The following is a 16,992-nucleotide window of genomic DNA, read 5'->3' as shown; positions in this document are numbered from 1 at the left end:
CGATGGTTTCGTACATCATTGCAGCATGCCGAATCTGACCTGTCGGCGCGTCCGAACGCGGCCCGAGGCGCACGCCACCCCCAGGAGGACACCAGCCGCCCCTGGGGGTGTAGCGCGCCTGCGCTACGCCAAAGGCCTGCACCAACACCAGACTCTGGCGGGGCGCCCGAACGCGACCGAGACACCTGTCGAATCTGCCCCGTCGGCGCGCAGGCGCACGCCAACCCCAGGAAAACCCCAGTCCGAAACCATCCCTCGGGGTGTAGCGCGTCCGAGGGCACGGTCACGGATCAGTAGCGCTGGCTTCGTATATCAACAAGGCGACCGTCCACGAAACGCAGATGTCTGTACATGCCGTTCCGCGGACCATACGTCCAGTGGTCGACTCGCACGGCGTCAGCTACCGGGGCACCATAGCCGTCAATTTCAGCCGGCTCGGTGACATGCTCATCTGGCTCTCCACACTTGTCCCTGACGCTCTGCATGGTTTCTTCGGCACCGACGATACCGTCAGCGCAGCGCATGGAGGCAACAGCTTGCGCGCTGCACAATGAAAGCAGAACTGCTAGAAGTAACGAACCAAGCTTTGAAATATCCATTTTCAGTCACCCGTTAAATAAGGCGTTGATTGAGACTGGCATGGGCTGAGTGAAGTCATTTAAACGACCACAGGATTAGCATGCGACTCTGGACACTCCATCCCAAATATCTCGATCCCAAAGGCCTTGTAGCGCTGTGGCGTGAAGGACTGTTGGCCCGTGCCGTGCTGCATAACCAGACCAGAGGCTACAAGCAGCATCCCCAGCTTGAGCGCTTCCGGGCGCATCCGGATCCGCTTGCAGCTATCGACGCCTACCTGGCGGCCGTACTGGCAGAAGCCACTTCACGCGGATACCGCTTCGATCAGAGTAAGATCGCCCCGACTTTATCCGTCGCGCCCATCGCTGCGACGACCGGCCAGGTAGAGTGCGAATGGGCTCACTTGATGAACAAACTTCTGATTCGTAGTCCGGGCCTGCACGCTCACTGGATTGAAACGGCGAACCCCGATTGCCATCCACTGTTTACTCTTACGCCGGGCCCTGTAGCGTCCTGGGAGCGGGCGCCAGCGGTCGCCGTCCAGGTCAGCAACCCTTTCCTCAAGCGCCTCGATTAGATCCGGCACCACGGCATTCTGATCATTTCCTGCTCATGCTCTCCTCTGTGGCACGCAATCTGCAGCCATCCAGGCACATCCATTCCCGACAACCTTCAAGGGGAGCATATGAATAAGAGCTTCTGGAACGCAGGTCACACGCCCACGCTGTTTGCCGCCTTTCTCTACTTCGATCTGAGCTTCATGGTGTGGTATTTGCTTGGCCCCTTGGCGGTGCAGATCGCCACAGATCTGGACCTGACTGCACAACAGCGGGGCATGATGGTCGCCACGCCGATTCTTGCGGGGGCCATTTTGCGGCTGGTTCTCGGCTTTCTGGCGGACCGTGCGTCGCCCAAGACAGCCGGGATTACCGGTCAGGTGGTGGTCATCACTGCGCTGCTTTTTGCCTGGCTGATGGGCATCAACAGTTATAACCAGGCACTGCTGCTCGGGCTAGGTCTGGGCTTTGCCGGTGCGGCCTTTGCCGTGGCGCTGCCGCTCGCCTCCCAATGGTATCCCGCGGAACATCAGGGCACGGCGATGGGCATTGCCGGGGCAGGCAATTCGGGCACGGTTCTGGCTGCGCTGTTTGCACCCGGTCTGGCCTATCTGTTCGGCTGGCAGAACGTGTTCGGACTGGCGTTGATACCGCTGGTCGCCACGCTGATCATTTTCATCCTGGTGGCGCGCAATGCCCCGGCACGCCCCAAACCGAAGGCGGTCCGTGATTACCTCAAGGCCCTGCGCGACAAGGACAGCTGGTGGTTCATGTTCTTCTATAGCATCACCTTCGGCGGCTTCATCGGGCTGGCCAGTGCCCTGCCCGGTTATTTCAATGACCAGTACGGGCTGGATCCGGTAACCGCTGGCTATTACACCGCGGCCTGCGTCATGGCCGGCAGTTTCATGCGCCCCCTCGGCGGCGCGCTGGCAGACCGGGTCGGCGGCGTGACCGCGCTGTCGTGCATGTACGCTGTTGCCGCCCTGTGCATCGCCGTCGTCGGTCTTAATCTCTCCAACTCCTTCGCTGCCCTGGCATTGTTCGTCGCGGCCATGCTCGGGCTCGGTGCAGGGAACGGCGCGGTGTTCCAGCTGGTTCCGCAACGCTTTCATGGTGAAATCGGCGTCATGACCGGGCTTATTGGTATGGCCGGCGGCGTCGGTGGCTTCGTACTGGCCGCAGGACTGGGGACGCTCAAGCAATACACCGGCGATTACCAACTGGCCCTCTGGCTCTTCGCTGGATTGGGAATGCTCGCCTGGGTAAGCCTGTTGAACGTGAAATACCGCTGGCGGACCACCTGGGGTTCGTCAGGGATGACAGCGGCGCGGGTTTGATTGCTCGCCGGAGCTGCGCAGCGTGATTTACCCGCACGGATATCGAGCTCCGTCCAACCATAGGCTTCCCGGCGAGCACTCGCTCGAGCTGAAACAGAGCGCTTTGGAGTGTCGAGTTCCATCTCGACAAAGGTGACCTCACACAACGCCGCTGGCCGGGATGGAACCCGGCCCTCCATAGTAGGTGGCTTTATAGGTGGATTTAGCAAAATCGATCACGCGGTCGGCCATCGGCCGCTGGAGTACGCCTTCTCCAGCAGCCATTCGAAACCATGCTGCAACGCCCACCACTGCGCACCACCAGTGCGCATCAAAGCCTCAACGCGGTGCATTCAAGGCCCGGGAAATCCCTGCAGAACCTCTCTAGCCCGCTATTCAGGCGAGCAGGCAACCTGGCACAACCTATGCACTCCTTTCACACCAAAACGAGGGCCCATCCATCGGAGTGGGCGCTCCCGCTCACCAAGCGCTTGGTACTGGCGCCTATAAAAGGAGCACTCCATGCAGAAACTCAAACTGGTCCTGATTGGCAACGGGATGGCCGGAATTCGCACCCTCGAAGAGCTGATCAAGCTGACCCCGGATATGTACGACATCACGGTGTTCGGTGCCGAGCCCCATCCCAATTACAACCGCATCATGCTTTCACCTGTACTCGCAGGCGAACAGACCTTCGAAGACATCATCCTCAATGACCTGAGCTGGTATCAGGACAACGGTATTCAGCTACACCTCGGTCGCAGGGTCGAAAAGATTGATCGCATACGTCGTCGGGTCATCGCGGATGATGGAACCGAAGCAGAGTATGACCGGTTGGTCCTGGCGACTGGCTCCAAGCCATTCATGCTGCCGGTGCCGGGCAATGACCTGGGCGGCGTCATCGGCTACCGCGACATCGAGGATACCCAGGCGATGCTCAAGATCGCCAGGCGTTACAAGCATGCCGTCGTCATCGGCGGAGGTTTGCTGGGGCTGGAAGCTGCCAACGGGCTGAAATTGCGCGGCATGAATGTGACCGTTGTGCATATCGGTGAAACCCTGTTGGAGCGTCAACTCGACAGAACCGCCGGCACCCTGCTCCAGCAAGCGCTGGAAGAACGTGGTCTCAACTTTCTGCTGCCCAAGTTCACCAGTGAGCTGATCGACGATGGCTCGGGGCGGGTCTGCGCTGTCCGGTTCAATGATGGCACCGAGATCCCGGCTGACCTGGTGGTAATGGCCGCCGGCATACGGCCGAATACCGAATTGGCTGAATCCTCCGGGCTCGCCTGCAACCGCGGCATCCTGGTCAACGACACGCTTCAGACCTTCGATCCGCGCATCTACGCCATCGGCGAATGCGCCAGCCACCGCGGCATCGCTTACGGCCTGGTAGCACCGCTGTTCGAGCAAGCCAAGGTGTGCGCTAACCACCTGGCCATGCTGGGCTTCGGCCGTTATCAGGGGTCGATTACCTCGACCAAGCTCAAGGTCACGGGCATCGACCTGTTCTCCGCCGGTGATTTTCTCGGTGACCAGGACTGCGAATTCATCACCCTGTCGGATCCTATACGCGGCGTGTACAAGAAGCTGGTGATCAAAAAGGACATTCTCGTCGGGGCCTGCCTGTACGGCGATACGAGCGACAGCGGATGGTATGTCCGCCTGATTCAGGAAGGACAACCTATCAGTGAGATCCGCAACCATCTGATGTTCGGCGAAGCCAGTCTGGCCGCACAACCCGCCGGCGAAATCCGCTGCATCGACGCCAGTTCCCAGCGCCAGGTGGCCAGCAATGCAGAACCTCTGAGAGCCATTGCATGACTGTGAAAACCGCCTCCACCTGCTGCTACTGCGGCGTCGGCTGCGGCGTGCTGATCGAGCACGATGGCGAACGTATCCTTGATGTACAGGGCGACCCGACCCACCCAGCCAATTACGGACGCCTGTGCACCAAAGGCTCGACCCTGCACAAGACCGGCGACATGGCGGCCCGCGCACTGTATCCGCAATTGCGCCTCGGCAAGGGGCTCGCACGCAACCGTGTCGACTGGGATACCGCCATGGGCCACGCCGCGCAGATGTTCGGTCAGGCCATCGCCGAACACGGCCCCGACAGCGTTGCGTTCTATATATCGGGCCAACTGTTGACAGAGGATTACTACGCCTTCAACAAGCTGGCGCGCGCCCTGATAGGCACCAACAACATCGACAGCAACTCGCGACTCTGCATGTCCAGTGCCGTGGTGGGATACAAACGCAGCCTGGGAGCCGACTCACCGCCCTGCTCCTATGAAGACATCGAGCGCAGCGATTGTGTACTGATCGTTGGCAGCAATATGGCCTATGCGCACCCGGTGCTGTTCCGCCGGTTGGAGCAGGCCAAGGCCGAATTTCCGGATAAACGCATTATCGTGGTCGATCCACGACGCACCGACACCTGTGATCTGGCGGACCTGCATCTGCAGATCCAACCCGGCACCGATGTCGCGCTGTTCCACGGCATCATGCATCTGCTGCTATCCGAGGGTTTGATCGACCGTGCCTATATCGATGCGCACACCCGTGGATTCAGCGAGCTCGAAGCACTGGTCGCCGATTACCCACCGGCGGTGGCGAGCGCGCTGTGCGGTATCGCCGAAGACGTCCTTGTGACAGCTGCGCGCATGATCGGCAACGCGCCGAGCTTCCTCTCGCTGTGGTGCATGGGGCTGAATCAGTCAACGTCCGGCAGTGCCAAGAACAGCGCTCTGATCAACCTGCACCTGGCCACCGGTCAGATCGGCAAAGCCGGCAGCGGCCCGTTCTCGCTGACTGGCCAGCCCAACGCCATGGGCGGACGCGAGACCGGCAGCCTGTCAAACCTGTTGCCCGGGCACCGCGACGCCGGAAACACCGAACATCGCGACGAAGTCGCGGATTATTGGGGGGTTGATCGGCTGCCATCCGCGCCAGGGCTTAGCGCCATCGAGCTGTTTGAGGCAGTGCGTGAGGGCCGTATCAAGGCGCTCTACATCGCCTGCACCAACCCGGCCCAGTCCCTGCCGGACCAGACGCTGGTGCGCGAAGCCCTTGCGGCCTGCCCCTTCGTTATCGTGCAGGAGGCCTTCGGCAACACCGAGACCTGCCAATACGCCGATCTGCTACTGCCCGCCGCGAGCTGGGGCGAGAAGCAGGGCTCGGTCACCAATTCCGAGCGACGCATCAGCCATGTGCGCGCCGCGATACCTGCGCCGGGCGATGCGCGCGCAGACTGGGATATCGTCTGCGACTTCGCCCGACGGCTGGAAAAACAACTCCGCCCGGGCCAGGAAACCCTGTTCAACTTCAGCGCACCGGCCGAGCTATTTGATGAGTTCATCGGTCTGACCAAGGGCCGCGACCTTGATTACAGCGGTCTGAACCATGCGTTGATCGAGGTGTTGGGCCCGCAGCAATGGCCCTTCCCTGCTGGCGCGACTGCTGGCACGCGGCGCCTGTATGCCGACGGCCGCTTTCCCACCGATGACGGCCGCGCGCGTTTTTTGCATGAGCCGTATTTACCTGCAATCGAACAGCGCGAATCCAGGTTCCCCCTCACCCTGAATACCGGCCGCCTGCGCGATCAGTGGCATGGCATGAGCCGCACCGGCACTGCGGCGCAGCTCTTCGGGCATGTTGATCAGGCGCAGCTGAGCCTGCACCCGGAGGAGCTTGAGCGGCGCAACCTGAGCGACGGCCAGTTGGTGAAAGTCAGCAGCCGCCGGGGCGAGTTGATATTACCGGTATCGGCTGATGATCAGCTGCGACCCGGACAGGCCTTCATTCCCATGCACTGGGGTGATCGCTACCTCAAGGGGCTCGGGGTCAACGTCCTGACCCAGCCGGCATTCGATCCGTTGTCCAAACAACCGGAGCTAAAGCACACCGGCATTGATCTGCAGCCAGTTTCGCTGCCCTGGGAGCTTTTCATACTGGTGGAAGGCGATGTGCAGCAGCGGTTTGACGCGCTACGCCCGCTATGCGAGCAGTTTGCTTACGCCAGCTTCGCACTGAGTGGTCGCGATCGACCGGCGTTGCTGGTCCGCGCCGCGCATACTACTGCGCCAGATGCGGCGTGGATGAATACTGTCGATCGGTTACTCGGCGTGGATGAGGGCGCTGTATTGGTGTATGACGATCCTGGCCAGTCCGTTGGCAAGCGCATCAGAATCGAACAGGGGCGCATCACCGCCATCCGCCTAACCGGCGAAGCGGCAGCCCGTGACTGGCTACGTGGCCTGTGGGAAAGAGGCGAAATCAGCTCACCCTTGCATCGCTGGTTCCTGGCGCCACTGGCATCGCCACCCGGCGGTGCCACCGCTACGGACAAAACCCTTTGCAATTGCATGAACGTCAGCGCCAGCCGCATACGCGCCGGCGTAGAGGACGGATTGGATTTGCAGGGGTTGAAGGATCAACTCGGCTGCGGCACCCAATGCGGATCATGCGTGCCGGAAATCAAACGCATGCTGGCAACCCATTCGGTAACAGCCTAGGCGGGATCCTCCCAGGCTGTAAGGCGTAGCGCATTCGCGCTACGCCTTTCTACTGGCGAGAATCTACTCGGCAATCAACTGCCGCAGCACGTAATGCAGAATCCCACCGGCCTTGAAGTAATCCACTTCGTTTCGGGTATCGATCCGGCATAGCACTTCGAAGCTGAAGCTGTCTCCGTTGGAGCGGGTCCCTGACACCTTGAGGGTCTGACCCGGCTGAATGTCATCGTTAATGCCCTGGATATCCAGCACCTCATGTCCATCGAGCGCCAGCGATGCAACGTTCTGACTATTGAGGAACTGCAACGGCAGGATGCCCATTCCGACCAGATTGGAGCGGTGGATACGCTCGAAGCTCTCGGCAATCACCGCCTTGACCCCCAGCAAATTAGTGCCCTTGGCTGCCCAGTCGCGGCTGGAGCCGGTGCCGTATTCCTTGCCGGCAATGACGACCAGCGGCGTGCCTTCGCTCTGGTAACGCATTGCCGCATCGTAAATCGCCATCCTTTCTCCGGAAGGCGTGTGGATGGTTTCCCCGCCCTCTTCGCCTCCCAGCATGCGGTTACGGATACGGATATTGGCGAAGGTGCCGCGCATCATTACTTCATGATTGCCACGGCGCGAACCGTAGGAATTGAAGTCCGCCGGCTTGACGCCGAGGCTCTGCAAATATTCACCCGCAGGGGACGTAGCCTTGATGTTACCGGCCGGAGAGATGTGGTCAGTAGTGATCGAATCACCAAACACCGCCAATACGCGCGCACCATTGATGGGTTCGAGCGGGGCCAGCGGCTGGTCGATGGTCTCGAAATACGGTGGATTCTGGACGTACGACGACTGGCTGCTCCAATCGTAGGTATTGCCCTCGCTCACCCGGATCGACTGCCAATGTTCATCTCCGCTGAATACGTCGGCATACCGCGAACGGAACATGCTGTCTTCAACCAGGGCTACGGCCTCGGCAATTTCAGCGTTGCTCGGCCAGACGTCGCGCAGGAACACCGGTTTGTTGTCCTTGTCCAGGCCCAGCGGTTCATCCATCAGGTTCATGCGCGTATTCCCGGCCAGAGCATAGGCTACGACCAGCGGCGGAGACGCCAGCCAGTTGGCCTTGACGTGCTGATGCACGCGGCCTTCAAAGTTGCGATTGCCTGACAGAACAGCCGACACAACCAGATCATGTTCACCAATGGCCTGGGCAATGGGCTCGGGTAGCGGGCCGGAATTGCCGATACAGGTGGTGCAGCCATAACCCACCAGGTTGAAGCCAAGCTGGTCAAGATACTGGGTCAACCCGGCTTTCTGGAGATAATCGGTGACCACCTTGGAGCCCGGTGCCAGGGAAGATTTCACCCAGGGTTTGCGCTGGATGCCACGTTCAATGGCCTTCTTGGCAACCAGACCGGCGGCCATCATGACGTTGGGATTGGAGGTGTTGGTACATGAGGTTATCGCCGCGATGACCACGGCACCGTGTTCGAGTACGTGTTTTTCGCCATTGAGCGTGATGCATGCCTGACTGCCTTCGGCGCCCACTGCTGTTCCACCGCCACCTTCGCCTTCCAGGCGGGCTTCGTCCTGGTCGGCAGGCTTGACCTGCAAGCCCAGCAGCTCGTCGAATGCCTTGCTGACGCTACCCAGTTCGACCCGGTCCTGCGGACGACGCGGGCCGGCGAGGCTCGGTACAACCTCGCCCAGATCCAGATGCAGGGAATCGGTAAATTCAGGTTCGTCGCCGGGGTTGCGCCACATGCCCTGCGCCTTGCAATACGCCTCGACCCGCTCGACCACTTCGGTGGGACGGCCGGTGAGCCGCAGATAACCAATGGTGATCTCGTCGATGGGGAAGAACCCGCAGGTGGCGCCATATTCTGGGGCCATATTGGCAATAGTGGCGCGGTCAGCCAGCGGCAGATCAGCCAGACCATCGCCGTAAAACTCAACAAACTTGCCCACCACGCCCTTCTTGCGCAGCATTTCCGTCACCGTCAGCACCAGGTCGGTGGCGGTCATGCCCTCCCGGAGGCGGCCGGTCATCTTGAAGCCGATCACTTCCGGAATCAGCATGGAAACCGGTTGCCCCAACATCGCCGCTTCTGCTTCGATCCCGCCTACACCCCATCCGAGCACGCCCAGGCCGTTGACCATAGTGGTGTGGGAGTCAGTCCCCACCAGCGTGTCCGGATAAGCCCACTGCTTGCCATCCACCTCGGAAGCCCAGACGCTCTGCGAGAGATATTCCAGGTTCACCTGGTGACAAATGCCCGTACCGGGCGGTACCACACGAAAATTGTTGAATGCCTTCTGGCCCCAGCGCAGGAATTCGTAACGTTCGCCATTACGCTGCATTTCAATCTCAACGTTGTCGTTGAAGGCGCTGGGGTCGCCAAAATGGTCGACCATTACCGAGTGGTCAATGACCAGGTCGACCGGCGACAGAGGGTTGATCCGCTGCGGATCGCCGCCCGCACGAGCCACTGCGTCACGCATCGCAGCCAGGTCCACCACGGCGGGAACACCGGTGAAGTCCTGCATCAGTACCCGGGCTGGCCGATACTGAATCTCGCGGGAGGATGAACGGTTTTGAAGCCAGTCCGCCATCGCCTGGATATCGTCACGTGCGACGGTCACGCCGTCCTCATGACGTAACAGATTCTCCAGCAGCACCTTGAGAGATTTAGGCAAGCGGTCCAGATTGCCCAGCTGTTCGGCTGCCTTGGGCAGAGAATGGTACTGATAGGACTGGTTTCCGACCTGCAGGGTAGACATGGTACCCAGACTGTTCACTTGGGACATTAATCAAATCTCCTTTCGGGCTGACCGACGGATAGCGGCCAAGGCGTTGGAATAGAGTCACCCTGAATGATCATCAAAGCCATTGCAACCGGGCCAATATGGATGCCGCCATGGGTGCTGCGCATTGATACAACCAGCATAGACAACAATTGGGGCATCAGCGTTTCGTCCTTTGATGTTACTGCTGCCTGAAAATGCCAATTCCCGGGACCATGCAACAACGTGCTGCCCGTCTTACCCAGCCGCAAGCCGGAATGCTAGAATGCGCGTTTTGCACATCATCAAGGAACAAGACCTATGTGCGGCATCGTCGGCGCCATCGCTCAGCGCAACATCACCCCTATTCTCCTGGAAGGCCTGCGTCGTCTTGAATACCGGGGTTACGATTCAGCTGGCGTTGCGGTTATTGCTGAAAACGATGGCATCCAGCGCGTTCGTGCAGCTGGCAAGGTGATCGAGCTGGAGAACAGCCTCGAGGCGCAGCCCGCCAACGGTCACCTCGGAATCGCCCATACCCGCTGGGCCACGCACGGCAAACCGGCGGAACACAATGCCCATCCGCACCTGAGCACCCGCCTGGCGATCGTGCATAACGGCATCATCGAGAACCATGCCCCGCTGCGTAGCAAGCTGAAGGAGCTGGGCTATCAGTTCACCTCGGACACCGACACCGAAGTGGTCGCCCATTTGTTGGCCCACCACTACAGTGAATCAAATGATCTGCTGGCCGCGTTCCGCACCACACTGTCCGAGATCCACGGTGCTTACGCCCTGGCGATGATCCATGAGGACGAGCCGAACACACTGTATTGCTCGCGCATGGGCAGTCCGCTGGTGATTGGTGAGGGCAGCGAAGAGCATTATCTGGCTTCTGACCCACTGGCGCTGCTGCAGGTAACCGACTGCTTCCGCTACCTGGAAGAAGGTGACTACGCCCGCATCAGTATGAACAGCTGCGAGATCTGGGACGCTGAACACCAGCCTGCAGAACGTCCGGTCAAGCGCTATGAACACGCAGCGCACAGCCTGGACAAGGGTGAGTACCGTCATTTCATGCTCAAGGAGATCTTCGAGCAACCCAAGGCCATCGAAGAAACCCTTGCCGGTACGCTCGGTGACGACCATGTGCTGACCGCCTTGCTGGGTCCGGACGCTGAAACGCGCCTGGCCGATGTGGCGAACATTCATATCGTGGCCTGTGGCACCAGCTACCACGCAGGACTTGTCGCCCGCTACTGGATCGAAGCCCAGGTCGGTATCCCCTGCCAGGTCGAAGTCGCCAGCGAATACCGCTACCGCACCGTCGTTGTCCCGCCCAACACCCTTCTGATTACCATCTCCCAATCGGGCGAAACTGCAGACACTCTGGCCGCCCTGCGCCATGCAAAGAATCAGCATTATCTGGCTTCCCTTGCTGTCTGCAACGTAGCGGGTAGCTCGCTGGTACGCGAAGCCGACTGGCGCTTGCTCACCCATGCAGGGCCGGAGATTGGCGTCGCTTCAACCAAGGCGTTCACCACCCAGCTGGTTGCGCTGTTGTGGCTCACCACCGCTCTGGCCCAGGTGCGTGGCGGCACCAAGGAGCAGATCATCGCCAATATCATGGCCATGCGTGCTCTGCCTGACGTGATCACCAGGGTGCTCACACTGGAGCCTGCCATCACCGAACTGGCCGAGCGTTTTGCCAACAAGCATCACGCATTGTTTCTTGGCCGTGGAACGCACTTCCCGATCGCCATGGAAGGAGCACTAAAACTTAAGGAAATCAGTTATATACACGCTGAAGCTTATGCAGCAGGTGAGCTAAAGCATGGCCCGCTCGCACTGGTCGACGAAGATATGCCAGTGGTCAGTGTTGCGCCAAGCGACAGCTTGCTGGAGAAGCTCAAATCCAACCTGGAAGAAGTGCGTGCTCGCGGTGGCCAGCTGATTACCTTCGCCTGTGAGACCATCGAGCAGAACGCCAACGACGAGAACAACGAAACCATCGTACTGCCCTGGGTTGAAGAATGCATTTCGCCGATCGTCTACACCATCCCGCTGCAGCTGCTCAGCTATCACGTGGCTTTGGTCAAGGGAACAGATGTGGACAAACCCAGGAACCTGGCGAAATCGGTGACGGTGGAATAATTCGTCAAGCGTGCTGCATTCTAAGCCGGTTCGCGGAGTTCCCTACTCTCCAGAGCGAACCCCTTGGAATGCGTTCCATCTCAATCAGCCGCGCTGTCTTTGAGCGATGTAGCCGGGATGGAACCCGGCCCGCCATGAAGCGCTGCAGCCATGAAACCGGGGGCAGTTCACCTGCCGCAGCTTCATGCTCCGCGCTAAAGCAGCCCCCGCATCACCCCGAACCATTCCCCTTTGAAAAAGGAATTAGGAGATTTCCTTTTACCCGGCCCGCCATCGACAGTCCTGCCATTACTTAGGCGCGTAAAATCCCTCGACCCGGTCTATATCAAGCGGCTGGAAATGCAGTTCTACCCGATTAGCGCCGTGGGCCTGGCTGATAACCAGACGCTTGTCATCCGAAACGGCGTGCAGCCGCCCTTCATGTACACGCCCTGCCAGGGTGGTCAGACGCAATAACGTACCCCTGAACAGGTCCGGCTCATCAACCAGCGCCAATAGACTTACCGGATGCCAGCCAGGCTGCGACTGAACCGATGCCTCAATGGGCTGCGCCAGGGCGTGGGCTGGTTCAGGCCCGACAGCCTTATCGCTACTGATGAGGGCGACCAGCCACGCTGGTGTCTCTTCCAGCACAGCATCGCCTACCAGCCAGGTTTCTTGCACGGTGGGTAAATGCAGGTGTATCTGCAATGTGGTTGTGCCGTCGTTGGCAGGTTGCAGATCCAGATCAAGACTGTATTCGCCGGTCAGAGTACGACGCCCCGGGCTGGCCAGCGCACCCTGGTACCAGCGCAACTGTAATTGCGGCCACTCACCGGCATCGGTAGGAATCCGCTCGATTGAGGTGCTGTTCAGTAAAGACGGTGCGGAGGTAAAACGGATCGCCAGGGACCGGCGAACGCGCTCTGCAGAGGCCTCTTCGAATACCAGCTCATCATCGCGCCAATAAACGCGCTGGGGAGAGAAGGTCTGCCCCGCCACTGCACCGTGAAGCCTCGTCTGCTGACCAGCAGCGTCAAGCCAGCCGCCCGAGATCAGCATCGCGAAACGCTCTGGCTGTTGCTGATGCAGAAGCCCCAGCCCGAAAGCCGTTGCGAGACAGCCGAGGCAGAGCGCCAGACGCGGCCAAAGCGCAAACCCGCGTCGAGGCATCAGTACGGTGATCAGCGGGAACGTCAGAGCCAGCAGTACCAGGCCGATGGACAGATGCCGGGACTGCACCACCAGCCATATCCAGGCCGCGCAAAGGAGAAAAGTACCACTCAATATCAACAAAGCGTCCATGCTCTCGGCCCTTTAGCCAGGGTCCGGCGTTCTTACAATGAAGAAAGCCGGTTGGTCCTAGTCCAGCTTGAAGTGTGCCCGGGCAGTTGCAATCGGTTCGTTGGAGCGATTCTGCCAGGCGGTGATGGCTACATTACCAACCCGGCGCCCCTGGCGCCACACCTGACAGCTGGCGTAGGTATCCTTCTTAAGCCCCGCTCGCAGGTAATCAATCGAGAAGTCAATGATCTTGGGAAATTGCGGGCTGTTCATGAATATCATCAGATGCAGCATAGCTGCCTGTTCCATGAAGCCAGCAATGACGCCCCCATGTATGGCAGGCAGCACCGGGTTACCGATGTTGTCATCGCTCATGGGCAGGCGAAACAGCACCTCATCGCCGAGCGCCTGCACCTGGATACCGATCAACTTTGCGTAGGGTACGGCATCAATCAACGGCTCATAGTCGCCGCTATCGTGTGCCTGACGGATCAAGGTTTCGATACTTGCTGCGTCCTGGCTCATGCCGCACCTCCGTCAATCGTGCGCGACAGCTGACCAGCTGCGTCAGGCTTGCCCATCCGCATGAAGGTACCGACCACGTGGGCGATCGGCTCCTCGCGGGACGCCTGATAGGCGATGCCTCGGGTGAAGATAACAGTCGGAGTGACCCGGTAGCATTCGGCGAATCCATAGATAGCTTCGCCCGGTTGTGCGGGCCGCATATAGTCGATGCGCAGGTCAAGCGTTGGGCAGATTTCGAATTCGGTAAGAAAACAGACCGTCGATATCCCACAGCAGGTGTCCATCAGAGTGGTAATCGCACCACCGTGAACCAGGCCATTGACCGGATTTCCAACTATTTTGTCGCTATAGGGTAGTTTCAGGACCAGTCCGTCCTGATCCGCCTGCTCGACAGCAATGCCAAGCAACTGGCAATGACGCAGCACGGAAAGAAAATTGCGCGCGCGGTCTTCTATGGTTCCCATGATCTTCCTGAACTTAGGCTTACAAGCGCCGCATTCTAGCAGAGATCCTGAGCCCGAGCCGCCTGCGGCTGGCCTCAACCTGTACTCTCTGGAACTAACCCCCTAATAACAAGACCAAAGCTGTGAATATATTCACGGGAGAACGCTATGAAAAAACTTTGCGCAACAGCTGTATTGGTAGCCAGCTTTGGTCTTCTCGCCGCATGTGGCGGTGATGAAGAAGAAGTGGAATACCCAGCAGAAACAACTGACGAAAGCACCATGGGCACCAATGACGGCATGGGCGCTGATCCAGGAGCGACTGGCAGCGGCATGGGCAGTGGAACCGGCACAGGCACCACTGGAACCGGCACTACCGGGACTGGAACTGGCACTGGCACCACTGGAACCGGCACTACCGGGACTGGAACTGGCACTGGCACCACTGGAACCGGGACTGGCACCACCGGCACCGGCACTGGCACCACTGGAACAGGAACCGGCACTGGCACTGGCACCACTGGAACAGGAACCGGGACTGGCACTGGCACTGGCACTGGCACTGGCACTACAGGATCCGGCACCAGCGGCACCGGTACCCAGTAATAGCAATAGCGGTTTTCTGCAGGGTGCGTCCGACGGCGCATCCTGCTTATAACCGCCCCTTCGGTTCGTCATCACCCGCACTGTCCACGCCTTGTCCCCGCTCCGCCCTCGAAACAATGGTCCTAATCAGGATTATCCGGCGTCGGATCGACAAATTCCGTCGGCGTGAACATCATCGCCTCAAGTACATGAGAGTGGAATTCCCGCCGGTACAATACCCAGACGACCCAGGTAGTTGCTGCCAGAAAAAGGAATGGATTGATAAACCAGGCCAGGGTCGCCAGCGCGAAGTAATAAGAGCGCAAGCCCAGATTGAACGAGTAGCCTGCCATCGATAATACCCGTGCCGCCCTTGCTGCATAGGCCTTTCGTTCCGCTTCGGTAACGCGCTTCTCGCCAACCAGCGGCGCCGATCCAAGCAGCACTGACGCAAAGTTGTACTGACGCATCCCCCACGAGAACGTGAAGAACGCATAAACGAATATCCCGAGCATGACCAGTAGCTTGATTTCGGACGCTCCGCGACTGACAGGCACAACGAAAGGGAGATCCTGCAACAGACTTTCGGCACGGTCGGTAGCCCCCATCACAGTGATCAGGCCAGCCAGGATCAACAGTGTGCTTGAGGCAAAAAACGCCGTATTACGCTCCAGGTTGGCTATCACGCTCACATCAGCAATACGCTGGTCGCGCATTAACAGCCGGCTCATCCAATCCTTGCGATACAGATGCAGCACACTGGCCAGGCAGGCGGTATCACGCGCCTTGCGCCGCGCATAGTATGTATAGCCGACCCAGCACGAAAGAAACCATGCGAGGGCAACGCTATTGAGCCAGACATTTCCAGCGTCAGGTAGTGAGAACATCAAACCAGCCTCAGTTATTGGCAGCATGTCGCAGCGCGCCGTGCCGACTGCGATCAACAACAATGGCAACCACCAGCATCACCACCACCGGCACAAGCCAACCCAAGCCCTGCGAAGATAAAGGTAACGCCTGTAACCAGGTGGTTTCAGGTTCCATCAGGCCGGCGGCTTTGAGCCCATCCATGACGCCGAATACCAGCGCCACCAGCATGACCGGTCGCATGATGTTCTGTGGCCGCGCCCACCCGTGCACCAGCAAACCGACCAGCACTAACACGATAGCCAGTGGATACAGACCCACCAGCACCGGGATGGAAATTCTGATCAGATTATCCAGGCCCTGGTTTGCTACGGCCATGCTGAACAAGGTGAAAACCCAGACGACAGCCGAATAGCTCACCGGCATGATCCTGCTGAAAAATTCACCGCAGGCGACCATCAAGCCCACGGCGGTAGTCAGGCAAGCCAGCGTAATAACCACGCTCAACAGCATGCTGCCGGCGGTGCCAAAACGAAACTGAACGAATGCCGCCAGAATACGGCCACCGTTGGCGCCTGGTTCGACCAGTGAGCCACTGGTCGCACCCAGCTGGAACAATGCGAGATATACCAACGCCAGTCCGATTGCGGCAATGACAGCGGCGATCATGGTGTAACGCGTGATGAGCGCGGTGTTATCGATCTGGCGGTCGCGTATGGCCGTGGTCACGACGATACCGAACACCAGTGCACCCAGCGTATCCATGGTCAGGTAACCCTGCAGGAAGCCTTCGATAAAGGGCGCACGCCGATAAGCTGCTGCAGCTGGCGCCACCTCGCCAGCGGGGAACAGAATGGCTGACAGACCCAACACCACCAGCGCGGCCACCAGTATCGGCGTGATGTATTTGCCGACGTTATCCATCAGTCGTCCGGGCTTGAGCGCCAGGAACAGAACCGCAGAGAAGAATACCAGCGTATAAACCAGCAGAGTCTGCCAGCTGTTCTGCACGAAAGGCACCACGCCAATCTCATAAGACACGACCGCGGTGCGCGGCGTGGCAAACAACGGCCCGATCGCCAGATATACCAGCACAGCCAGAGCCACACCGGCCAAACGTCCCAGAGGGCTGGTCAGCTCGTTGATGCCGCCGCCTACTTTGGCCAGCGCCACGAGGGTCAACAGCGGCAAACCCACAGCGGTAATCAGGAAGCCCAACGCGGTCGGCCACATATTTTGCCCGGCGACCAGGCCGGCCTCGGGTGGAAAGACGACGTTACCGGCGCCGAGAAACAGCGCAAAGGTCATAAAACCCAGCGCAAGCAGATTTGCGGATGACAGTTTTCTCACGGGATCTCTTCAAATTCAGGCCCATCCGGTAGAGACAAGCGATATCCCGGGCATTATAGAT

Annotated in this window: 13 protein-coding genes and 1 pseudogene; 7 read left to right on the top strand and 7 right to left on the bottom strand. The window is 59.4% G+C overall.

Annotated elements, in window-relative coordinates; genetic code table 11:
• Positions 1 to 290: 290 nt before the first annotated feature.
• Positions 291 to 485: a DUF2845 domain-containing protein gene (locus G3M63_RS19565; RefSeq protein ID WP_256670026.1), complete on the bottom strand. Its 195-nt coding sequence runs from the start codon at positions 483 to 485 to the stop codon at positions 291 to 293.
• Positions 486 to 679: 194 nt separating this feature from the next.
• Between G3M63_RS19565 and G3M63_RS13110 the strand changes: the two genes are divergently transcribed.
• From G3M63_RS13110 to G3M63_RS13095, 4 genes and pseudogenes are all read left to right on the top strand, one after another.
• Positions 680 to 1,156 carry a pyrimidine dimer DNA glycosylase/endonuclease V gene (locus tag G3M63_RS13110; RefSeq protein ID WP_163983419.1) on the top strand — a complete coding sequence of 159 codons (477 nt, stop codon included), beginning with the start codon at positions 680 to 682 and terminating at the stop codon, positions 1,154 to 1,156.
• 108 nt (positions 1,157 to 1,264) lie between these two features.
• Complete coding sequence (locus tag G3M63_RS13105) at positions 1,265 to 2,476, top strand: NarK/NasA family nitrate transporter (protein WP_163983418.1); 1,212 nt, start codon at positions 1,265 to 1,267, stop codon at positions 2,474 to 2,476.
• A gap of 501 nt (positions 2,477 to 2,977) precedes the next feature.
• Positions 2,978 to 4,186, top strand: a pseudogene (locus G3M63_RS13100) (NAD(P)/FAD-dependent oxidoreductase); the annotation flags it as partial.
• Positions 4,187 to 4,275: 89 nt separating this feature from the next.
• On the top strand, positions 4,276 to 6,972 hold the full coding sequence (locus G3M63_RS13095) for a nitrate reductase (protein ID WP_163983416.1): 2,697 nt from the start codon (positions 4,276 to 4,278) through the stop codon (positions 6,970 to 6,972).
• 63 nt (positions 6,973 to 7,035) lie between these two features.
• On the opposite strand, the gene acnA is transcribed toward G3M63_RS13095, so the two are convergent.
• The gene (acnA, locus tag G3M63_RS13090) at positions 7,036 to 9,768 is read right to left on the bottom strand and encodes an aconitate hydratase AcnA (protein ID WP_163983415.1); all 2,733 of its coding nucleotides are present in this window, start codon (positions 9,766 to 9,768) and stop codon (positions 7,036 to 7,038) included.
• Positions 9,769 to 9,834: 66 nt separating this feature from the next.
• Here acnA and G3M63_RS19560 point away from each other — a divergent pair, with 66 nt between their 5' ends.
• Together G3M63_RS19560 and glmS are read left to right on the top strand one after the other, a co-directional pair.
• A complete protein-coding gene (locus G3M63_RS19560; protein ID WP_256669822.1) occupies positions 9,835 to 9,960 on the top strand; it encodes a hypothetical protein in 126 nt (41 codons plus the stop codon).
• Between the two features lie 105 nt (positions 9,961 to 10,065).
• Positions 10,066 to 11,898, top strand: a complete 1,833-nt coding sequence (gene glmS / locus G3M63_RS13085) for a glutamine--fructose-6-phosphate transaminase (isomerizing) (RefSeq protein ID WP_163983414.1) — start codon at positions 10,066 to 10,068, stop codon at positions 11,896 to 11,898.
• A 288-nt stretch (positions 11,899 to 12,186) separates the two neighbouring features.
• Here glmS and G3M63_RS13080 read toward each other — a convergent pair whose 3' ends face one another.
• The 3 genes from G3M63_RS13080 to G3M63_RS13070 are packed head-to-tail and all read right to left on the bottom strand — an operon-like array spanning position 12,187 to position 14,150.
• Complete coding sequence (locus tag G3M63_RS13080) at positions 12,187 to 13,182, bottom strand: hypothetical protein (protein ID WP_150302213.1); 996 nt, start codon at positions 13,180 to 13,182, stop codon at positions 12,187 to 12,189.
• A gap of 57 nt (positions 13,183 to 13,239) precedes the next feature.
• Positions 13,240 to 13,686: a PaaI family thioesterase gene (locus G3M63_RS13075; protein WP_150302214.1), complete on the bottom strand. Its 447-nt coding sequence runs from the start codon at positions 13,684 to 13,686 to the stop codon at positions 13,240 to 13,242.
• Complete coding sequence (locus tag G3M63_RS13070) at positions 13,683 to 14,150, bottom strand: PaaI family thioesterase (RefSeq protein WP_163983413.1); 468 nt, start codon at positions 14,148 to 14,150, stop codon at positions 13,683 to 13,685. The genes G3M63_RS13075 and G3M63_RS13070 overlap by 4 nt, the downstream gene beginning before the upstream one ends.
• A gap of 214 nt (positions 14,151 to 14,364) precedes the next feature.
• Here G3M63_RS13070 and G3M63_RS13065 point away from each other — a divergent pair, with 214 nt between their 5' ends.
• A complete protein-coding gene (locus tag G3M63_RS13065; protein WP_163983412.1) occupies positions 14,365 to 14,787 on the top strand; it encodes a hypothetical protein in 423 nt (140 codons plus the stop codon).
• A 70-nt stretch (positions 14,788 to 14,857) separates the two neighbouring features.
• On the opposite strand, the gene G3M63_RS13060 is transcribed toward G3M63_RS13065, so the two are convergent.
• Both G3M63_RS13060 and brnQ read right to left on the bottom strand, forming a co-directional pair.
• Positions 14,858 to 15,601 carry a DUF599 domain-containing protein gene (locus G3M63_RS13060; RefSeq protein ID WP_178100981.1) on the bottom strand — a complete coding sequence of 248 codons (744 nt, stop codon included), beginning with the start codon at positions 15,599 to 15,601 and terminating at the stop codon, positions 14,858 to 14,860.
• A gap of 10 nt (positions 15,602 to 15,611) precedes the next feature.
• On the bottom strand, positions 15,612 to 16,931 hold the full coding sequence (gene brnQ / locus G3M63_RS13055; RefSeq protein ID WP_218573606.1) for a branched-chain amino acid transport system II carrier protein: 1,320 nt from the start codon (positions 16,929 to 16,931) through the stop codon (positions 15,612 to 15,614).
• Positions 16,932 to 16,992 lie beyond the last annotated feature (61 nt).

It is taken from the genome of Pseudomonas sp. OIL-1, assembly GCF_010669185.1.
Classification (GTDB): domain Bacteria; phylum Pseudomonadota; class Gammaproteobacteria; order Pseudomonadales; family Pseudomonadaceae; genus Halopseudomonas; species Halopseudomonas profundi.
Note: the sequence above shows the minus strand (reverse complement) of the source record. Positions and strands in the feature narration are given on the sequence as shown.